The organism is Nitrospina sp. 32_T5 (assembly GCF_052156635.1).
Lineage (GTDB): Bacteria > Nitrospinota > Nitrospinia > Nitrospinales > Nitrospinaceae > Nitrospina.
The window spans coordinates 775,295-788,896 of record NZ_JBQKUO010000001.1 but is presented as its reverse complement, the minus strand read 5'-3'; the positions used below and the strand labels follow the sequence as shown (position 1 = coordinate 788,896).

The window sequence follows — 13,602 nt, the reverse complement described above, 5'->3', positions numbered from 1 at the left end:
TCGGGGTTTCCGGCCGAAGGGAAACCGGGTGAGGCAGGGAACCTCCAAAGATGGGTGAGACGGCTATGAAGGCTAATGGAAAAGAGATGGAATTCAAGCAGGAAGCCGGGTCTTTTCAGGATAAATTGAGGAAATTTTTTAATAGCAAAGCTCATAACCTGCGCGGCGACATATTCGGCGGCATCACCGCAGGCGTAGTGACGCTTCCCCTTGCGCTGGCGTTTGGTGTGCAATCGGGTCTGGGTGCGACCGCGGGATTGTACTGCGCCATCGCGCTGGGGCTGCTCTCCGCCGCGTTCGGCGGCACGCAGACCCTGATCAGCACCCCGACCGGACCGATGACCGTCGTCAGCGCGCTCATCATCGCCCGGGTGATCGACCAGACCGGAAGCCTGGCAGCCGGGCTGGGATTGATCATCGCCATTTTCATGCTGGCGGGGCTGATCCAGATCCTGCTCGGTGTCTTTCGCATCGGCAGTTTCATTCAATACATGCCCTATCCGGTGATTTCCGGCTTCATGACCGGCATCGGGGTCATCCTCATCATTGTCGAGTTGTTCCCGTTCATGGGTCTGGAGTCGCCCAAGAACGTGCTGCTGGTGCTCAGCCAGTTTCCCGGCGCCATTCCCGACGCGAACCTGGCGGCGGTGGCCCTGGCCACCATGACCATGGCCATCATCTACCTGTTCCCGCGGGTGACCCAGTCGGTGCCCAGCACCCTGGTGGCCTTGATTGTCGGGACGCTGGCCACGGCACTGATGGGATGGTCCGTGCCGATCATCGGCGATATCCCGCAGGGCCTGCCCTCGCTCAAACTGGACGAACTGACCGGCATCAATGCATCGCATCTGTCGATGATCTTCATTCCCGCGTTGACACTGGCCGGGCTGGGAGCGATCGATTCCCTGCTCACTTCCGTCATCGCCGACACCAAAACCCGCACCCAGCACGACAGCAACCGCGAATTGATCGGCCAGGGTTGCGGCAACATGCTGTCCGGCGCGCTGGGCGGGATCGTCGGGGCGGGCACCACCATGTCCACCCTGGTCAATATCAACACCGGCGGACGCACCAACCTGTCCGGCATGATCTCGGCGGGATTTCTTATGATGGTGCTCCTGGGGCTCGGGGCCTATGCCCAGTACATCCCGATCCCGGTGCTCGCCGGCATCCTGATGACGGTGGGCCTGGACATCATCGATTACAAGGGGCTCAAGCATTTGGCTGCCATGCCGCGCTCGGCCTCCTTCGTGCTTGTGACCGTGTTCCTGCTCACCGTTTTCGTGGACCTGATCGAAGCGGTGGCGGTGGGCATGGGCATCTCCTGCGTGGTGTTCATGAAAACCATGAGCGACCTGGGCCGCAAGCAGACGTCACTGGCGCCGCTCAATGACCTGAAACTGAATTTCAACGGAAACGGGGATGGCAGGCATTTTCATTCGCTGGCGGAGGTCTCCGAGCAGGTGTACGTGAAAACCGTGACCGGTCCCATCTTCTTTGGCTTTGCACGAACATTGACGCAAAAAATCCGCGGCCTCAAAAACACGCGTTGCGTGATCCTGGATATGGACCGCGTTCCCTACATCGACCAGACCGGCCTGTTCGCCATGGAGGACATGGTGCGCGAGTTGAACGATCAGAACATCGAAGTTTTGATGGCGGGCGCCCAAAACCAGCCGCTGGAGATGATGAAAAAAATGAAAATGGTGCCCAACGTGATTTCGCCGGAAAACGTGTTCCCCAGTACGTACGATTGTCTGCATTCACTCGGACAAAGATTGACCCCCGCGTCGGATCATGCCCGGTGATCCCAGGGCGGCTCCGCAAGGGGCCGTTACCCCGGCCCTCTCCTCCTGCATCGCGTCATGTCAGCCACAGGCTCCTCGTGGAGCCTGGAAGAGGGGACCGGGGGTCATTTATTTATCCAAACGGTTCGGCAGTTCTTCTTCTCCCTCACAAAAGCGTCCTCAGGAAGAATTGCCGAACCCCCCCACCAAGGGACCGCTAAACCGGCGGTTCCTTTCATGGACTCATTCCAAATCACTGTAATCCCGCCGCACTTTCTCGATGTGCTCGCGGTAGCTGTTGCCGTCGCCATAGTCCAGAAAGAATTTGTACCGGTTGTGCAGGTCCTTGACCTTGCGCGCGTGCTTGATGGGGCACCAGTGCTGTTCGGTGCGCGCCGCGATTTCCCGCGTATAGGCCACGAGCCCGTTGAAGTAACCGCAGTACATGCAGTTGATTTTTTCGATGCCGTTCAGGTAGCGCAGGTAGTGACGGTCGATGACGATGTAGTCCGACCGCTTCACCTTGGGTATGCCGTACACCGGAAAACAGATGGCCTGGTAAACGGACACCATCAAGTCCATAAAAATGGCCGGAAATATGAGAGAGTAAATGACCGGTGCGGTGACCACCGACATGATGCGCGCGTCGTGCAGGTAGCGGTAAATGGTTTTCATCAACAGCTTGTGCTGTTGGCGAACCTGTTGTTCGAAATACACGCGTTTGCGCTTGATGTGGTAATAGAACTTTTCCTGCCGGGTTTCGATTTCCTGCTGGAGTTGTCCTTCGAGTTCCTTGATCTTGTTCAGTATGCTCTGAATGGTGTCTTCCATGATCGATCTCGCGCGTTCACAGGTTGATGAGATACTTTCAAGGTATCACACTTCACGGCGTGCGGATTCAGGCAAGGTATGGGGTTGCGATAAAGGAAGCGGGGCTAGAAGATGGCGAGGGAAGTGGGTTTCAGCAACAGCCGCTCCACCTGGAACGACACGCCCATGGATTCACCGTTTTTCTGTTTGAGGAATGCTTTCTGTATTGCCATGCCTTGGATGTCGGTCAGGCGAAGCAGGTTGTCCTTTGCGAAAAATCGGCCCTTCACGACGCGTTGAATTTTCATCGTCGCTTCCGTCATCTCCATCCGAGGGATGGTATCCTGCATGGGCTGACCGCGATTGAGGAAGGTGCCTTCCAGCTTGCCCTGTGGCCCCTTGGGGCACTGGATGTCAATCCGGCCGCGCTGGGAGGTGAATTTTTGAATGTCCCTGGAGCTGAATTCGAGGATTTGCAGAAACGGGTCGAGCGGCACCGAGCCGCTTCCCTGCGCCGCCACGCGGCAGATATTCTTGATGAGCGTTGCCGCGTTTTTGCGGTTGCGCCCTTCAAGCGACCACTCGAGGATGGCCTCCGATCCGAACAGGACCATGGATATTCCCGGATAAGGCTTTTAAAATTGAAAAGCGGAACCGCGCCCCGCATAATCCCAGTATATCGCAAAGGCCACTCCATGCATGAAGTATATAAAGAAACGACGATCGCGGACATTCATCGCATCCTGAATTACTGCCACCACCACAACGTGACCCGGGGGGGCCTGTTCGAGGTGTTCACCACTCCCGGTACCGACGTCCACATGGTCATCGTCAATTCCGGAGGCAACGACCAGCCGCTGGAGCAGTTCCGGCCGCTGGGTGCGTTTTACCTGAACTACACCCAGCCCGGCGCCATCACCATCGAAGTGGACGACCCGCATTTCGACGGCATGCCCGAACGCAAGTACCACGTCGCCGCCATCCGCCAGGTCATCGACCTGCTCCTGGAACACGCCCGCCCCGGAACCACCATTTCTTTCAACGACCTGCCGTCCATCCCCAAATCCTGATTGCATTTGCCTCCGCGTGGGGTGATACAATTGAGGAAAGCAAAAGAAGGGGGAATACACGCCCAAATGGGCGTATCATTCCACACTCATCTGGAGATTTCGACATGCACGGAATCAACACATCGGCACGGTTTTACCTCGGCTCCTTGTTTTTGGCGGGGCTTCTGCTGTTTGGATCCGCGTTTGCCGCACAGGCGGAAACGGGCAAACACCGCACCCCCGACGGCAAACTGAAGGTGCTGTACCACATCGACGGCAACGACGTGGCGGTCGCCAAGTACGCCATGGCGCTGGTGAAAAAACACATTGAGGCGGAAGGCGGCATGGACAAGATCGACATCAAGGTCGTCGTGCACGGTCCGGCGTTGATGCTGTTCGACCGCGACGACGTCGACCCCGAACTGAAAGCAAAACTAAAGTCGGTAATGGACATGGGCGTGGAGCCGGAGATGTGCCAGGTGTCGATGAAACTGTTCGGCCGTCCTTTGGACAGGCTTGTGGCCGGGTTCATTCCCACCGAACACCCGGTGGCGGTGAAACGCATCGCCGACCTGCAGGAGCAGGGTTATCTTTACATCAAACCCTGACCGATGCATTTCAATCTCACCCGGATTCCCTTCTCAATCCCCTCCTGTTACGGGGGAGGGTTGAGGAAGGGTGACCCAGGATCCTTCCCGGTTTATTTTTCCGGAAAGATAAAACAAATGAAGAAGCTGCGTGCTGGATGACTCGGGTGGGTCCGGCTGTGATTACTTTCCTGCCAGGCCGGGGGTCGGATAGGTGGTGAGCTTGCTGTAGAGCAGGGCCTGTGTTTCGCGGTCAAGCCGGCCGGTCACTTCCAGCCGGTGGGCCTGCTGAAAACGCTCGACGGCTTTTTCCGTCAGCGGACCGAACTGCGGCGCGTCGGGCTTGTTGAAAAACCCCAGCGCTTTCAGCTGCGCCTGCAGCCACAGCACCGTCTCACCTTCGTCGTTGCGGCCGAGCGACTCCGGCAGGTTCTCAAAATTTTTCCACACGATTTCCGCCTTGCGGTCCCAGACGGGATCGATAAAAGTCAGGGGCACCTGCAACAATCCCTTCGCACCAAACAGGCCGATGTTGCCGATGCGACCGAGGTAGGCCACGTGGTGCCGTCCCGTAGTCTCTCCCAGGTCGAGGGTGATGAGCGCCGGATAGTTCAGCGCGGTCAGGCGTTCCAGGTTGGCGTTTAAAGGAAGCGTTTGCAGGTTGTGCTCCGATTGCAGGTTCGCCCAGCCCGCCTGCCTCAGTTCCGCAATGGTCTCCATTGTGATGCCCCAGGTTTTCAGCATCCACCGCTGCGCGTAGGCCTTGCTTTCCTCGCCTGTCATTGTGGAAAAGTAACCGTGAAGCTGGCCCGCATGCACCACCCGGTATGCGCCGGAAGGCGTCACCAGAGGCGGCCCGGCGGGAGCGTTCAGTTTGGCGGGGGATGGTGTCAACGACTCCAGCTTGCCCGCCCGCCGGGGGCTCATCAGGTTGTGCTGGATCACGGGATCGAGGTCGAAGCCCCACGCCGGACGCCAGTCCACCTGGTCACGCACGGCGTAAAACAATCCCGCCCCGGCAACGAGAGCCAGCAGGATCAATACCAGGATCGCCTTCACGCATTTGTGCAGGAACGACGGTTCCCGGTCCAGTCCGCCAAGGTCGTCCGCCGCCTGTCGAATGAGTTTTGCCGGAATTTTTTTCGTGCGCTCGTTGTGGGCGAGGGTCAGGGCGCGGTCCATGAGGGCGTTGATCATGCGCGGCACGCCCTTGGAAAAACGGTACACGTTGTCAAAAGCGCGGTCGTCGATCAGCACCTTGCCCTTGCCGCCTGCGCGCTGGAGGCGGTAGCGAATGTAGCCCCGCGTCTCCTCGGGGTTGAACGGGGTCCACACGCGTTGCAGGGCGATGCGCTGGCGCACCGACTTCCATTCGGCTTTCGATAAAAAGCGGTCGAGTGCGGGTTGGCCGAGCAAAATGAACTGGATCAGTTTGTCCGTTTCTGTTTCCAGGTTCGACAGCAGCCGGATCTCCTCCCATACCGGGGCCGAAAGATTCTGCGCCTCGTCGATCAAAATCGCCGTCCGGCGTCCGGCCCGGTACTCGGCCAGTAAAAACTGCGACAATTCACGAACCAGTTCCTTTTTGCTGGTGGAATCGGCGGGCAGGCCGAACTGCTGGTTGAGTGATTGCAGAAGCTCGATGCCGTCCTCCGCCGGGATATGGATGCAGGCGAAGCGGTAGGGGCCTTTCAGGTTTTTCAGAAAACTTTTGCACAGCGTAGTCTTGCCCGTGCCGGGTTCGCCGATGATTTTCAAAAACCCTTTGCCTTCTTCAAGGCCCATCAAGAGCGCCGCCAGCATATCCTTGTGGCGGTGCGGCAGGTACAGGTAATCCGGGTTGGGGGTCAGGTCGAACGGCTTCTCGGTGAAACCGAAAAACTCCGGGTACATCTGGCGTCGGCGGGCGCGCGGGGCCGCAGGAGCGGATGGAAGCCCGACTTCCGCGCAACCGGGATCCGGCACGTCCTGGCTTTCGGAATTCAGTTTGCCTGAAGACAGTGCGTCCAGCAGTTGGTATGAATCCAGTTCGTGCGGTTGGCCCATGTCTGCGGTTCCAAAAGGTTCTGTCTGGCTGGCGGTGAGGCCTGTCAAGCCACCGTTGTCAGGCAGCTAAGTTTAAATAATTCAATGAAATATGGTCAATTCGCGGTGCGGAAAATTATAATGCATTACTATACAAAGGTTTAGTGTTCATGTAAACCGAAAAAGAATTTTAACTGATTGATTTTTAATGATTTTCTGGTTTGGGGAGATTGGCTTCAGGGAGAGGGGTGACTGAATCCGGAAAGGCCCGGGGTTGCGCGGCAATGGAAACTTGCGGCACACTTGACGGTGGAATCACAATACCCTGAATTTTGTCATGGACCGACTTGCTGTGAGCGCTTCATTCCTCAAATGCCCCACCTGCAGAAAGAGAACGGAGAAAGAGGGCAATGCGTTTTTTCCGTTCTGCTCCGAGCGTTGCCGGCTGGCCGATCTGGGTAAGTGGCTGGACGGTGCCTACGCCATACCGGACACACAAACCCCGCCTTCGCCGGAAGAACCGGATTCCGAAAACAATTATTGACGTGGGTTGAGGAGGGGTCGGATCGGGTGGAACGGACCTTGCCCAAACGAAGCGTCTCCGGCCGGGCCATGTCTAACCGGGTTGTGCCCGGTCAGGACTGGATGTTGCGCGCGGGGATCTTGCGCATCAGGATTTCCAGGATGGCGTTGTCGTAGAGGATGATGGCGACGTCTTTCATGCCGTCCTTGTTGAAGTCGCTTCCGGCAATGGCCCACGGGTGCCTGCCGACGGGGTAGTTGAAATGAGGATAGATGAAGGTGCCGTCGCCGCGTCCCTGCAGAAGGCTCACCGAGTTGTCCCGTTCGTTGAGGATCAGCAGGTCCGGCACGCCGTCACCGGAAAACTCGCCGGGAATGATGTGGCGCGGACCCTTCTCCGCCGCGAACTCTTCGGTCGGACGGAACCCGCCTTTGCCGTCGCCTAAAAACAAGGTCAGGCTGTCCGTGGTGGGGCTGGACACGATGAGGTCCATGTTGCCGTCCTTGTTCATGTCCGCCTGCTCGATGTAGGTGGCCTGATGCCCTCCGCGTATGGTTTTCGGCGGCAGGAAGGTGCCGTTGCCGTTGCCGAAAAAGATGCGGATGTAATCGGCCTTCACCCCGTTGAACGCGACGGCGAGGTCCTGGTTGTTGTCATTGTCGTAATCGCCCACCACCACGCGCACCGGCAGGCTGTGCGCCTTGTAGGCCTCCGCCAGTTTGAAAGTCCCGTCCCCGTTGCCGAGAAAGATGATCAGTTTGTCAAAACGGAGCGAGACCACGAGATCGATCTTGCGGTCGTTGTTGAAATCGCCGGTGGCGATGTTGATCGGCAGCTTGCCCGCTTTCACCGTGCCCGCGTTTTTGAACACGCCGTCTTTCTGGCCCAGGAAAACCTGTATGTTGCCGTCGCCGTAGTTGCACACTGCGATGTCGGCGATGCCGTCGCCGTTGAAATCCTCCGCCGCCAGCGCCATCGGTTCGCGCCCGGTGTCCATGGTGAACGGGTCCTTGAAGGTGCCGTCGCCGCGTCCTTCAAAAAACATGATGTTGTTGTCCTGCGAATTGGCCACCAGGATGTCGGGAAAATCGTCGCCGTTCATGTCGTGGGCGATGATCATCGCCGGCTTTTTACCCACGTCGTACATGGTGGGCATGTGGAAGGGATCCGGGTCCTTGGCGCGCGGACCGGAATCGCAGGCGGACAAAGGGACCCACACCAGGGCGAATACAGCGAAAAACAGGAAAAAACGGTGAGACACGATACGGAATAACCGGGAACCCGGCCGGACAGAGGGTTTGAGGAATCAGGTCAATGCCTGTTTCTCATATATACAGAATATCGAGCGGCTTGTAAAGCGGGGAAAGCGCCTTGACTCCCTAAAGGCTGGTGGTATAATTTTAGTGTTTTCAATCACTTATAAAGTCAGCCTGCGTCATGGCCCCAATCCGTTTATTGAAATGGGCGGCCCTTCTGGCCGCCGTGCTGTTTCTGACCAGTTGCAGTGTGCTCGACGCCTGGCGCTATCCCGGGCCGCAGGGCGTGTACCACACCGTTTCCAAGGGGCAGACGCTGTATTCCATCTCGCAGGCCTACGGGGTGAAGGTGCGGGTGCTCATGCGCGTCAACGGGTTGGAGGATCCCACCCAACTGCGCGCTGGACGGCATTTGTGGATTCCCGGTGTCGACTCCGTGAAACACGTGCCGCCGACGGTGGGTTACGCCGAAAAAAAATCCCAGCGCAAACAGCGCACCGCCTCTCGCAAACGCAAACCCACCGACAAACGCGTGGCGCGCAAGGCGTTTTCCAAGTACCTCATCTGGCCGGTGAACGGCGTCATCACATCCCGGTTCGGTCCGCGCGGACGCAGCACGCATGAAGGCATCGACATCGGTGCGAGTTCCGGTACACCGGTGTTCGCCGCTGCCGACGGGCTGGTCAAGTTTTCCGGCTGGGGTCCCACGGGATACGGACGCATGGTGATCATCAAGCACCCGAACCATCTCACCACGGTGTACGCGCACAACTCCCAGAACCTGGTGAAGAAGGGACAGAAGGTGACGAAGGGACAGATCATCGCCAAGGTCGGCGCCACCGGCCGCGCTTCCGGTCCGCACCTGCATTTTGAAGTGCGTAACGACACGCATCCCAAAGACCCCCTGTTATATCTGCCCTGAATGGGCTACAATCCTGCGGCATTCGAGTGACACCCGCCCAGAACCACATCGCCCGTCGAACGAGAGGAGACACCACGGCATGAAGGAAATCAAAGAATACATCCGCGATATCCCGGACTTTCCCAAGGAGGGAATCGTCTTCAAGGACATCTCGCCGCTTCTCAATCATTCCGACACCTTCAACCGTGTCATCGAAATGTGGAAGGAGCGGTATGCCAACCATGGTATCGACACCGTGGTCGGCGTGGAGGCGCGCGGTTTCGTGTTCGCCGCCGCCGTGGCCTACGCCATCGGTGCGGGCTGCGTCATGATCCGCAAACCCGGCAAGCTTCCCTTCAAGACGTTCAGCAAAACCTACGACCTGGAATACGGCACCGACACCCTCGAGGTGCACCAGGATGCCATCGACCCGGGCAACAAGGTGCTCGTGATCGACGACGTGCTCGCCACCGGCGGCACCATGGAGGCGGTGCTGGAGTTGTTGATGGACAATTTCAAATGCGAGCTGGTGGAGGTGACGTTCCTGATGGAGCTGTCGTTTCTGGGTGGCCGCGACAAAATGAAAAACCTGCCCGTCTATTCCCTCGTCAGTTACTGATCCGAAAAGACCGGATTTCAATCGGCGCGCACGCGCAAACCCAGGTTCTCCGCCATTTGCCAGGCGGGTTCGAAATCCGGGTCCAGATTGAGCGCCTGCTGCAGGTGCAGCACGGCACGGTCGAAGGTCTCCTGCGTGACGCCCCCGGGCCATGAAAGCTGGTAGTGCGCGAACAGGGTGTGGTAGCGCGGATCGGCATCAAACAGGAACAGGGCCGACCCCAGGGCAAGGCCCGCCTCGGCCACGCGGTTTGCCAGCAAGGCATCCACCCCTCTGCGGTAATACTCTTCCGCCGCGGGATGCCCGGTCCCGGTGATGGCGATCGACCCTAGAAGGTCGTTGAATGAATCCGTAACCGGTCCGGTGAACATGCCTCCCCCTGCAGTCAGGCCCCGGCGGTACACGTGAAACAACTGGACCCGCTTTCTCCTCTCCCCTTTCTGCACCACGTACGATTCGGTGAACAGGTCCAGCTGGTTGCCCGGAATATGCCGGGCTTTTTTTTCCGAGCGCAGGCGGAACTGGAAGTCCAGCTCCAGCCCGCGTTCCATCACGAACAGCAGGCCCATGCGTTCCTCATGCCATTTGCGGCCGAGCTCCAGTTCGGTGGCCTTGTAGTTGAGGTGATGGAAGTACGATGCCGCGGACAGGGAACCCAGCAGGCTTTGCACAAACGTCCTGTCCTGCAGAAAAACCTGCGTCCCGTCCGGGGTCTGCAACGCCATTGCGCGCAGGGTGAAGTCGTAATGAAGGAAACCCTGCTTCAAAATGTTCTGCCTTTGCGTGCGGAAAGTTTCAGAATCCATGCGGACGTGAAACACATCGACCATCCGCGTGCCTTCGGGGAGCAGGATGCGATATCCCATCGGAAGGAGGAAGGGTGTGGCGTCCAAAGGCGTGCGCACTCCTGCCACCGGAGAGGTTTTCATTTGCGGAAAGTTCAGCGCCACGACGAATCCCGTGACCATGGGCACCAGGCCCACGAACAGGATGGTCAGACCCACGTTCCTCAAATGACGCCGCGGCCGTTTCAGCTTCACCGTCTCATCGATGAAGCGGGTATAGATGTCGGGATGCTGAAGAAACGCGATGGCGGCGGCGAAGACCGTGAAATGAAAAAGGTAAAACCATCCCATCCCCCGCACCCCCAGAAACACCATCTTCAGGTACACGTAGCCGAAATAGAAAACCACCAGCGTCAATTGCGCGAAGAACCATCCCCAGAGCCGGGGAAGGAGCAGGCCGTACGCGGAAATCCAGCAGGATGCGATCAGCATGACCTGCCAGTTCAGCCAGAAGTAATCCCAGTAGACATTGATGTTGCGGGGAAAGTCGTCGAGGTAAAGGCGCGCCAGGAAATACAGGCCGAGGCCCAGCGCCGTCATGCCCATCAAGGGCGGAATGATTCTGCGGGTCGGTTTTTCCAAAAAAAGCCCCCCGTCGTTGAGGGCATTATTGGCCAGTTGGGAGAAAGATGCAAAGGGAGAATGCCATTCCTAATGGCATGGGATGCCGGTGGCTCGTGTGTTTCCCGGTGAACGGGGATCCGAGGGTGTAAACCGGTGGGCTCCCCCTTCTCCGAAGGGGGCTGGGGGGCTTTTTCATTTTCGGCTTGTCATCCTGAGCGTTAGCGAAGGATGACACTGCGACGAAACTTCGGGCATCGAGATCCTTCGTTGACGTTCAGGATAATAGCGGAAGCATCCCCCTAACCCTCTTTACGGGGGATCGAGCCACACCCGGAGGCAATGTCTTGTATTGGGAATGCGCCCACGGACCATCGTTCGCCCACTGGGCAGTAGCCATTCGTTCCCGGACGCAGTCCGGTCAGCGCGACAACACCTGCACGGGGATTTCTTTGGAAAGGGCGTCCACCACGCTTGCGACATCGCTTTCGAAATCCGGCGCGATCATGAGCTCGATGTGCCCGCGCCTGGGATCAAGTGTGCGTACCACGGCGAGGCTGTCGCAGGCTTCGAAGATGCCGACGATGTAGGCGATGTCCTTCGGCTCGACTTCCAGGATCCATTGAACCGAATCGGTATGCGGCGGTTGCATGATGTGGGGAATCGTTACGCCGCGGGGGCGTTGGTGGTTTCGGTGGAGCCGTGGAGCCCGCGCGAGCGCCGCTCCAGCAGCAGCATGAGCAGGCTCACCGCGGAGGGGGTGACGCCCGAGATGCGCGACGCCTGGCCGAGCGTCGCCGGACGGATGCTCTCCAGCTTCTGCACTTCTTCGCGCGACAACCCGGCGATGTCGCCATAAGAAAGATCGTTGGGGATGACGTAGTTTTCGAGCTTCTTCTGTTTTTCGACCAGGTGGTTCTGCCGCTGGATGAACGCCTCGTACTTGACCTCGATCTCCACCTGTTTGGCCACCGCCTCCGGCACCGCGTCCGCGCCGTCGCCGAACACCTCCATCAACTGCGCGTGCGTCACCTCCGGCCGGGTGAGGAGGCCGCTCAGGGGCGTCGGCCCTTTCAGATTACCAATGCCCAATCGGGCGAGCTTTGGTTTGGTCAGCTTGTCCGGAACGACCGTCGTCGTGCGCAGGCGGTCGATCTCTGCCGCGACTTTGCGGTGGCGCTCGACGCACGCGGTGTGCGTGTCGTCGGAGACCATTCCCAGCGCGTGGCCCTTCGCCATCAGGCGTTGATCCGCGTTGTCCTGCCGCAAGAGCAGACGGTACTCGGCGCGCGAGGTGAACATGCGGTACGGCTCCAGCGTGCCCTTGGTGACGAGGTCGTCGATCAGCACGCCGATGTAGGCGTCCATGCGCGTCAGCACGAACGGTGGTTTGCCCTGCACCTTGAGCGCGGCGTTGATGCCCGCCATCAGGCCCTGAGCCGCCGCTTCCTCGTAACCGGAGGTGCCGTTCAACTGCCCGGCGTGGAACAGGCCTGACACGCGTTTGGTCTCCAGCGTCGGTTTGAGTTGCGTCGGCGGGATGAAATCGTATTCCACCGCGTAGCCCGGCCGCACCAACTCCGCCCGCTCGAGGCCCGGGATGGTGCGCACGAACTCCTGCTGGATTTCCTGCGGCAGGCAGGTGGAGATGCCGTTCGGGTACACCCAGTCGGTGTCGAGTCCCTCCGGCTCCAGGAAAATATGGTGCGACGACTTGTCGGGAAACTTCACCAGTTTGTCTTCGATCGACGGACAGTACCGCGGGCCGATGCCCTCGATGACGCCGCTGTAGAGCGGCGACTTATCCATGTTGGCGCGGATGACTTCCGCCGTGCGGTCGTTCGTGTAGGTGATGTGGCACGGCACCTGCGGCCGGTGCGAGACGGATTCCGTGGAAAACGAAAACGGTTGCGGGTCGGGATCGCCGTCCTGCACCTCGCAGACGGAGAAGTCGATGGAGCCGGCCCGGATGCGCGGCGGCGTGCCGGTCTTCAGCCGTCCCACTTCGAAGCCGCAGGCGAGGAAGGAGTCGGAGAGTTTGTTCGACGGCTGTTCGCCCATGCGCCCGGCGGCGTGATGCTCGAGGCCAATGTGGATGCGGCCTTTTAAGAAGGTGCCGGTGGTGATAATCACCGCCTTGGCGTAATACTCGTTGCCCTGGGCGGTGCGCAGTCCCTGGATGACATGGTTGGCGACCAGCAGTTCCTCGGCCTCTTCCATGACGATGTCGAGGTTCCTCTGCGCCTCCAGCACGCGGCGCATTTGTGTTTTGTAGGCGTGCTTGTCCGCCTGGGCGCGGTTGCCCTGCACGGCGGGGCCTTTCGACGCGTTGAGCATGCGGAACTGGATGCCGGTGGCGTCAATGACTTTTGCCATCTCGCCGCCCAGGGCATCGATCTCGCGTACCATGTGGCCCTTGCCGACGCCGCCGACGGCGGGGTTGCACGGCATGAGGGCGATGTTGTCGAGGTTGAGCGTGAGCAGGAGGGTATTGCACCCCATGCGCGCCGCAGCCAGCGCCGCCTCACAGCCGGCGTGCCCGGCCCCGATTACAATGACGTCATACCGTTTCATGAAACTTCCAATTCCTTCCCCCCTTGTGAGGGGGGCCAAGGGGGTTTTTCCTTAATATTAAAACA

General features: G+C 59.1%; 13 protein-coding genes. 6 read left to right on the top strand and 7 right to left on the bottom strand.

Annotation, left to right across the window (positions count from 1 at the left end; translation table 11 throughout):
* Positions 1-50 precede the first annotated feature (50 nt).
* Positions 51-1,808 (top strand): SulP family inorganic anion transporter, encoded by a 1,758-nt coding sequence (locus tag ACTRW9_RS03635; protein WP_442428334.1) that lies wholly within the window; start codon positions 51-53, stop codon positions 1,806-1,808.
* Between the two features lie 222 nt (positions 1,809-2,030).
* Here the strand turns inward: ACTRW9_RS03635 and ACTRW9_RS03630 are convergent, their stop codons facing one another.
* Both ACTRW9_RS03630 and ACTRW9_RS03625 read right to left on the bottom strand, forming a co-directional pair.
* Positions 2,031-2,618 (bottom strand): hypothetical protein, encoded by a 588-nt coding sequence (locus ACTRW9_RS03630; RefSeq protein WP_442428333.1) that lies wholly within the window; start codon positions 2,616-2,618, stop codon positions 2,031-2,033.
* Between the two features lie 104 nt (positions 2,619-2,722).
* Entirely contained in the window at positions 2,723-3,211 is a 489-nt protein-coding gene (locus ACTRW9_RS03625; protein WP_442428332.1) for a hypothetical protein, read from the bottom strand.
* Positions 3,212-3,292: 81 nt separating this feature from the next.
* Here ACTRW9_RS03625 and ACTRW9_RS03620 point away from each other — a divergent pair, with 81 nt between their 5' ends.
* On the top strand, positions 3,293-3,667 hold the full coding sequence (locus ACTRW9_RS03620; RefSeq protein ID WP_442428331.1) for a hypothetical protein: 375 nt from the start codon (positions 3,293-3,295) through the stop codon (positions 3,665-3,667).
* A gap of 104 nt (positions 3,668-3,771) precedes the next feature.
* A complete protein-coding gene (locus ACTRW9_RS03615; RefSeq protein WP_442426781.1) occupies positions 3,772-4,254 on the top strand; it encodes a DsrE family protein in 483 nt (160 codons plus the stop codon).
* Between the two features lie 162 nt (positions 4,255-4,416).
* Here ACTRW9_RS03615 and ACTRW9_RS03610 read toward each other — a convergent pair whose 3' ends face one another.
* Positions 4,417-6,279, bottom strand: a complete 1,863-nt coding sequence (locus ACTRW9_RS03610; RefSeq protein ID WP_442428330.1) for an ExeA family protein — start codon at positions 6,277-6,279, stop codon at positions 4,417-4,419.
* 316 nt (positions 6,280-6,595) lie between these two features.
* On the opposite strand from ACTRW9_RS03610, the gene ACTRW9_RS03605 reads away from it, so the two are divergent.
* A complete protein-coding gene (locus ACTRW9_RS03605; protein ID WP_442428329.1) occupies positions 6,596-6,802 on the top strand; it encodes a DNA gyrase inhibitor YacG in 207 nt (68 codons plus the stop codon).
* Positions 6,803-6,893: 91 nt separating this feature from the next.
* On the opposite strand, the gene ACTRW9_RS03600 is transcribed toward ACTRW9_RS03605, so the two are convergent.
* The gene (locus ACTRW9_RS03600) at positions 6,894-8,042 is read right to left on the bottom strand and encodes an FG-GAP repeat domain-containing protein (RefSeq protein WP_442426778.1); all 1,149 of its coding nucleotides are present in this window, start codon (positions 8,040-8,042) and stop codon (positions 6,894-6,896) included.
* Positions 8,043-8,218: 176 nt separating this feature from the next.
* On the opposite strand from ACTRW9_RS03600, the gene ACTRW9_RS03595 reads away from it, so the two are divergent.
* Both ACTRW9_RS03595 and ACTRW9_RS03590 read left to right on the top strand, forming a co-directional pair.
* Positions 8,219-8,959, top strand: a complete 741-nt coding sequence (locus ACTRW9_RS03595; RefSeq protein ID WP_442426777.1) for a LysM peptidoglycan-binding domain-containing M23 family metallopeptidase — start codon at positions 8,219-8,221, stop codon at positions 8,957-8,959.
* A 79-nt stretch (positions 8,960-9,038) separates the two neighbouring features.
* Positions 9,039-9,557 (top strand): adenine phosphoribosyltransferase, encoded by a 519-nt coding sequence (locus ACTRW9_RS03590; RefSeq protein WP_442428328.1) that lies wholly within the window; start codon positions 9,039-9,041, stop codon positions 9,555-9,557.
* A 17-nt stretch (positions 9,558-9,574) separates the two neighbouring features.
* Here the strand turns inward: ACTRW9_RS03590 and ACTRW9_RS03585 are convergent, their stop codons facing one another.
* The 3 genes from ACTRW9_RS03585 to mnmG form a co-directional block, all read right to left on the bottom strand.
* The gene (locus ACTRW9_RS03585; protein WP_442428327.1) at positions 9,575-10,984 is read right to left on the bottom strand and encodes a hypothetical protein; all 1,410 of its coding nucleotides are present in this window, start codon (positions 10,982-10,984) and stop codon (positions 9,575-9,577) included.
* A gap of 400 nt (positions 10,985-11,384) precedes the next feature.
* Positions 11,385-11,615, bottom strand: coding sequence for a DUF4911 domain-containing protein (locus ACTRW9_RS03580; RefSeq protein WP_442428326.1), 231 nt, complete (start codon positions 11,613-11,615; stop codon positions 11,385-11,387).
* Between the two features lie 14 nt (positions 11,616-11,629).
* Positions 11,630-13,537, bottom strand: a complete 1,908-nt coding sequence (mnmG, locus tag ACTRW9_RS03575; RefSeq protein ID WP_442428325.1) for a tRNA uridine-5-carboxymethylaminomethyl(34) synthesis enzyme MnmG — start codon at positions 13,535-13,537, stop codon at positions 11,630-11,632.
* Between the last annotated feature and the right edge of the window lie 65 nt (positions 13,538-13,602).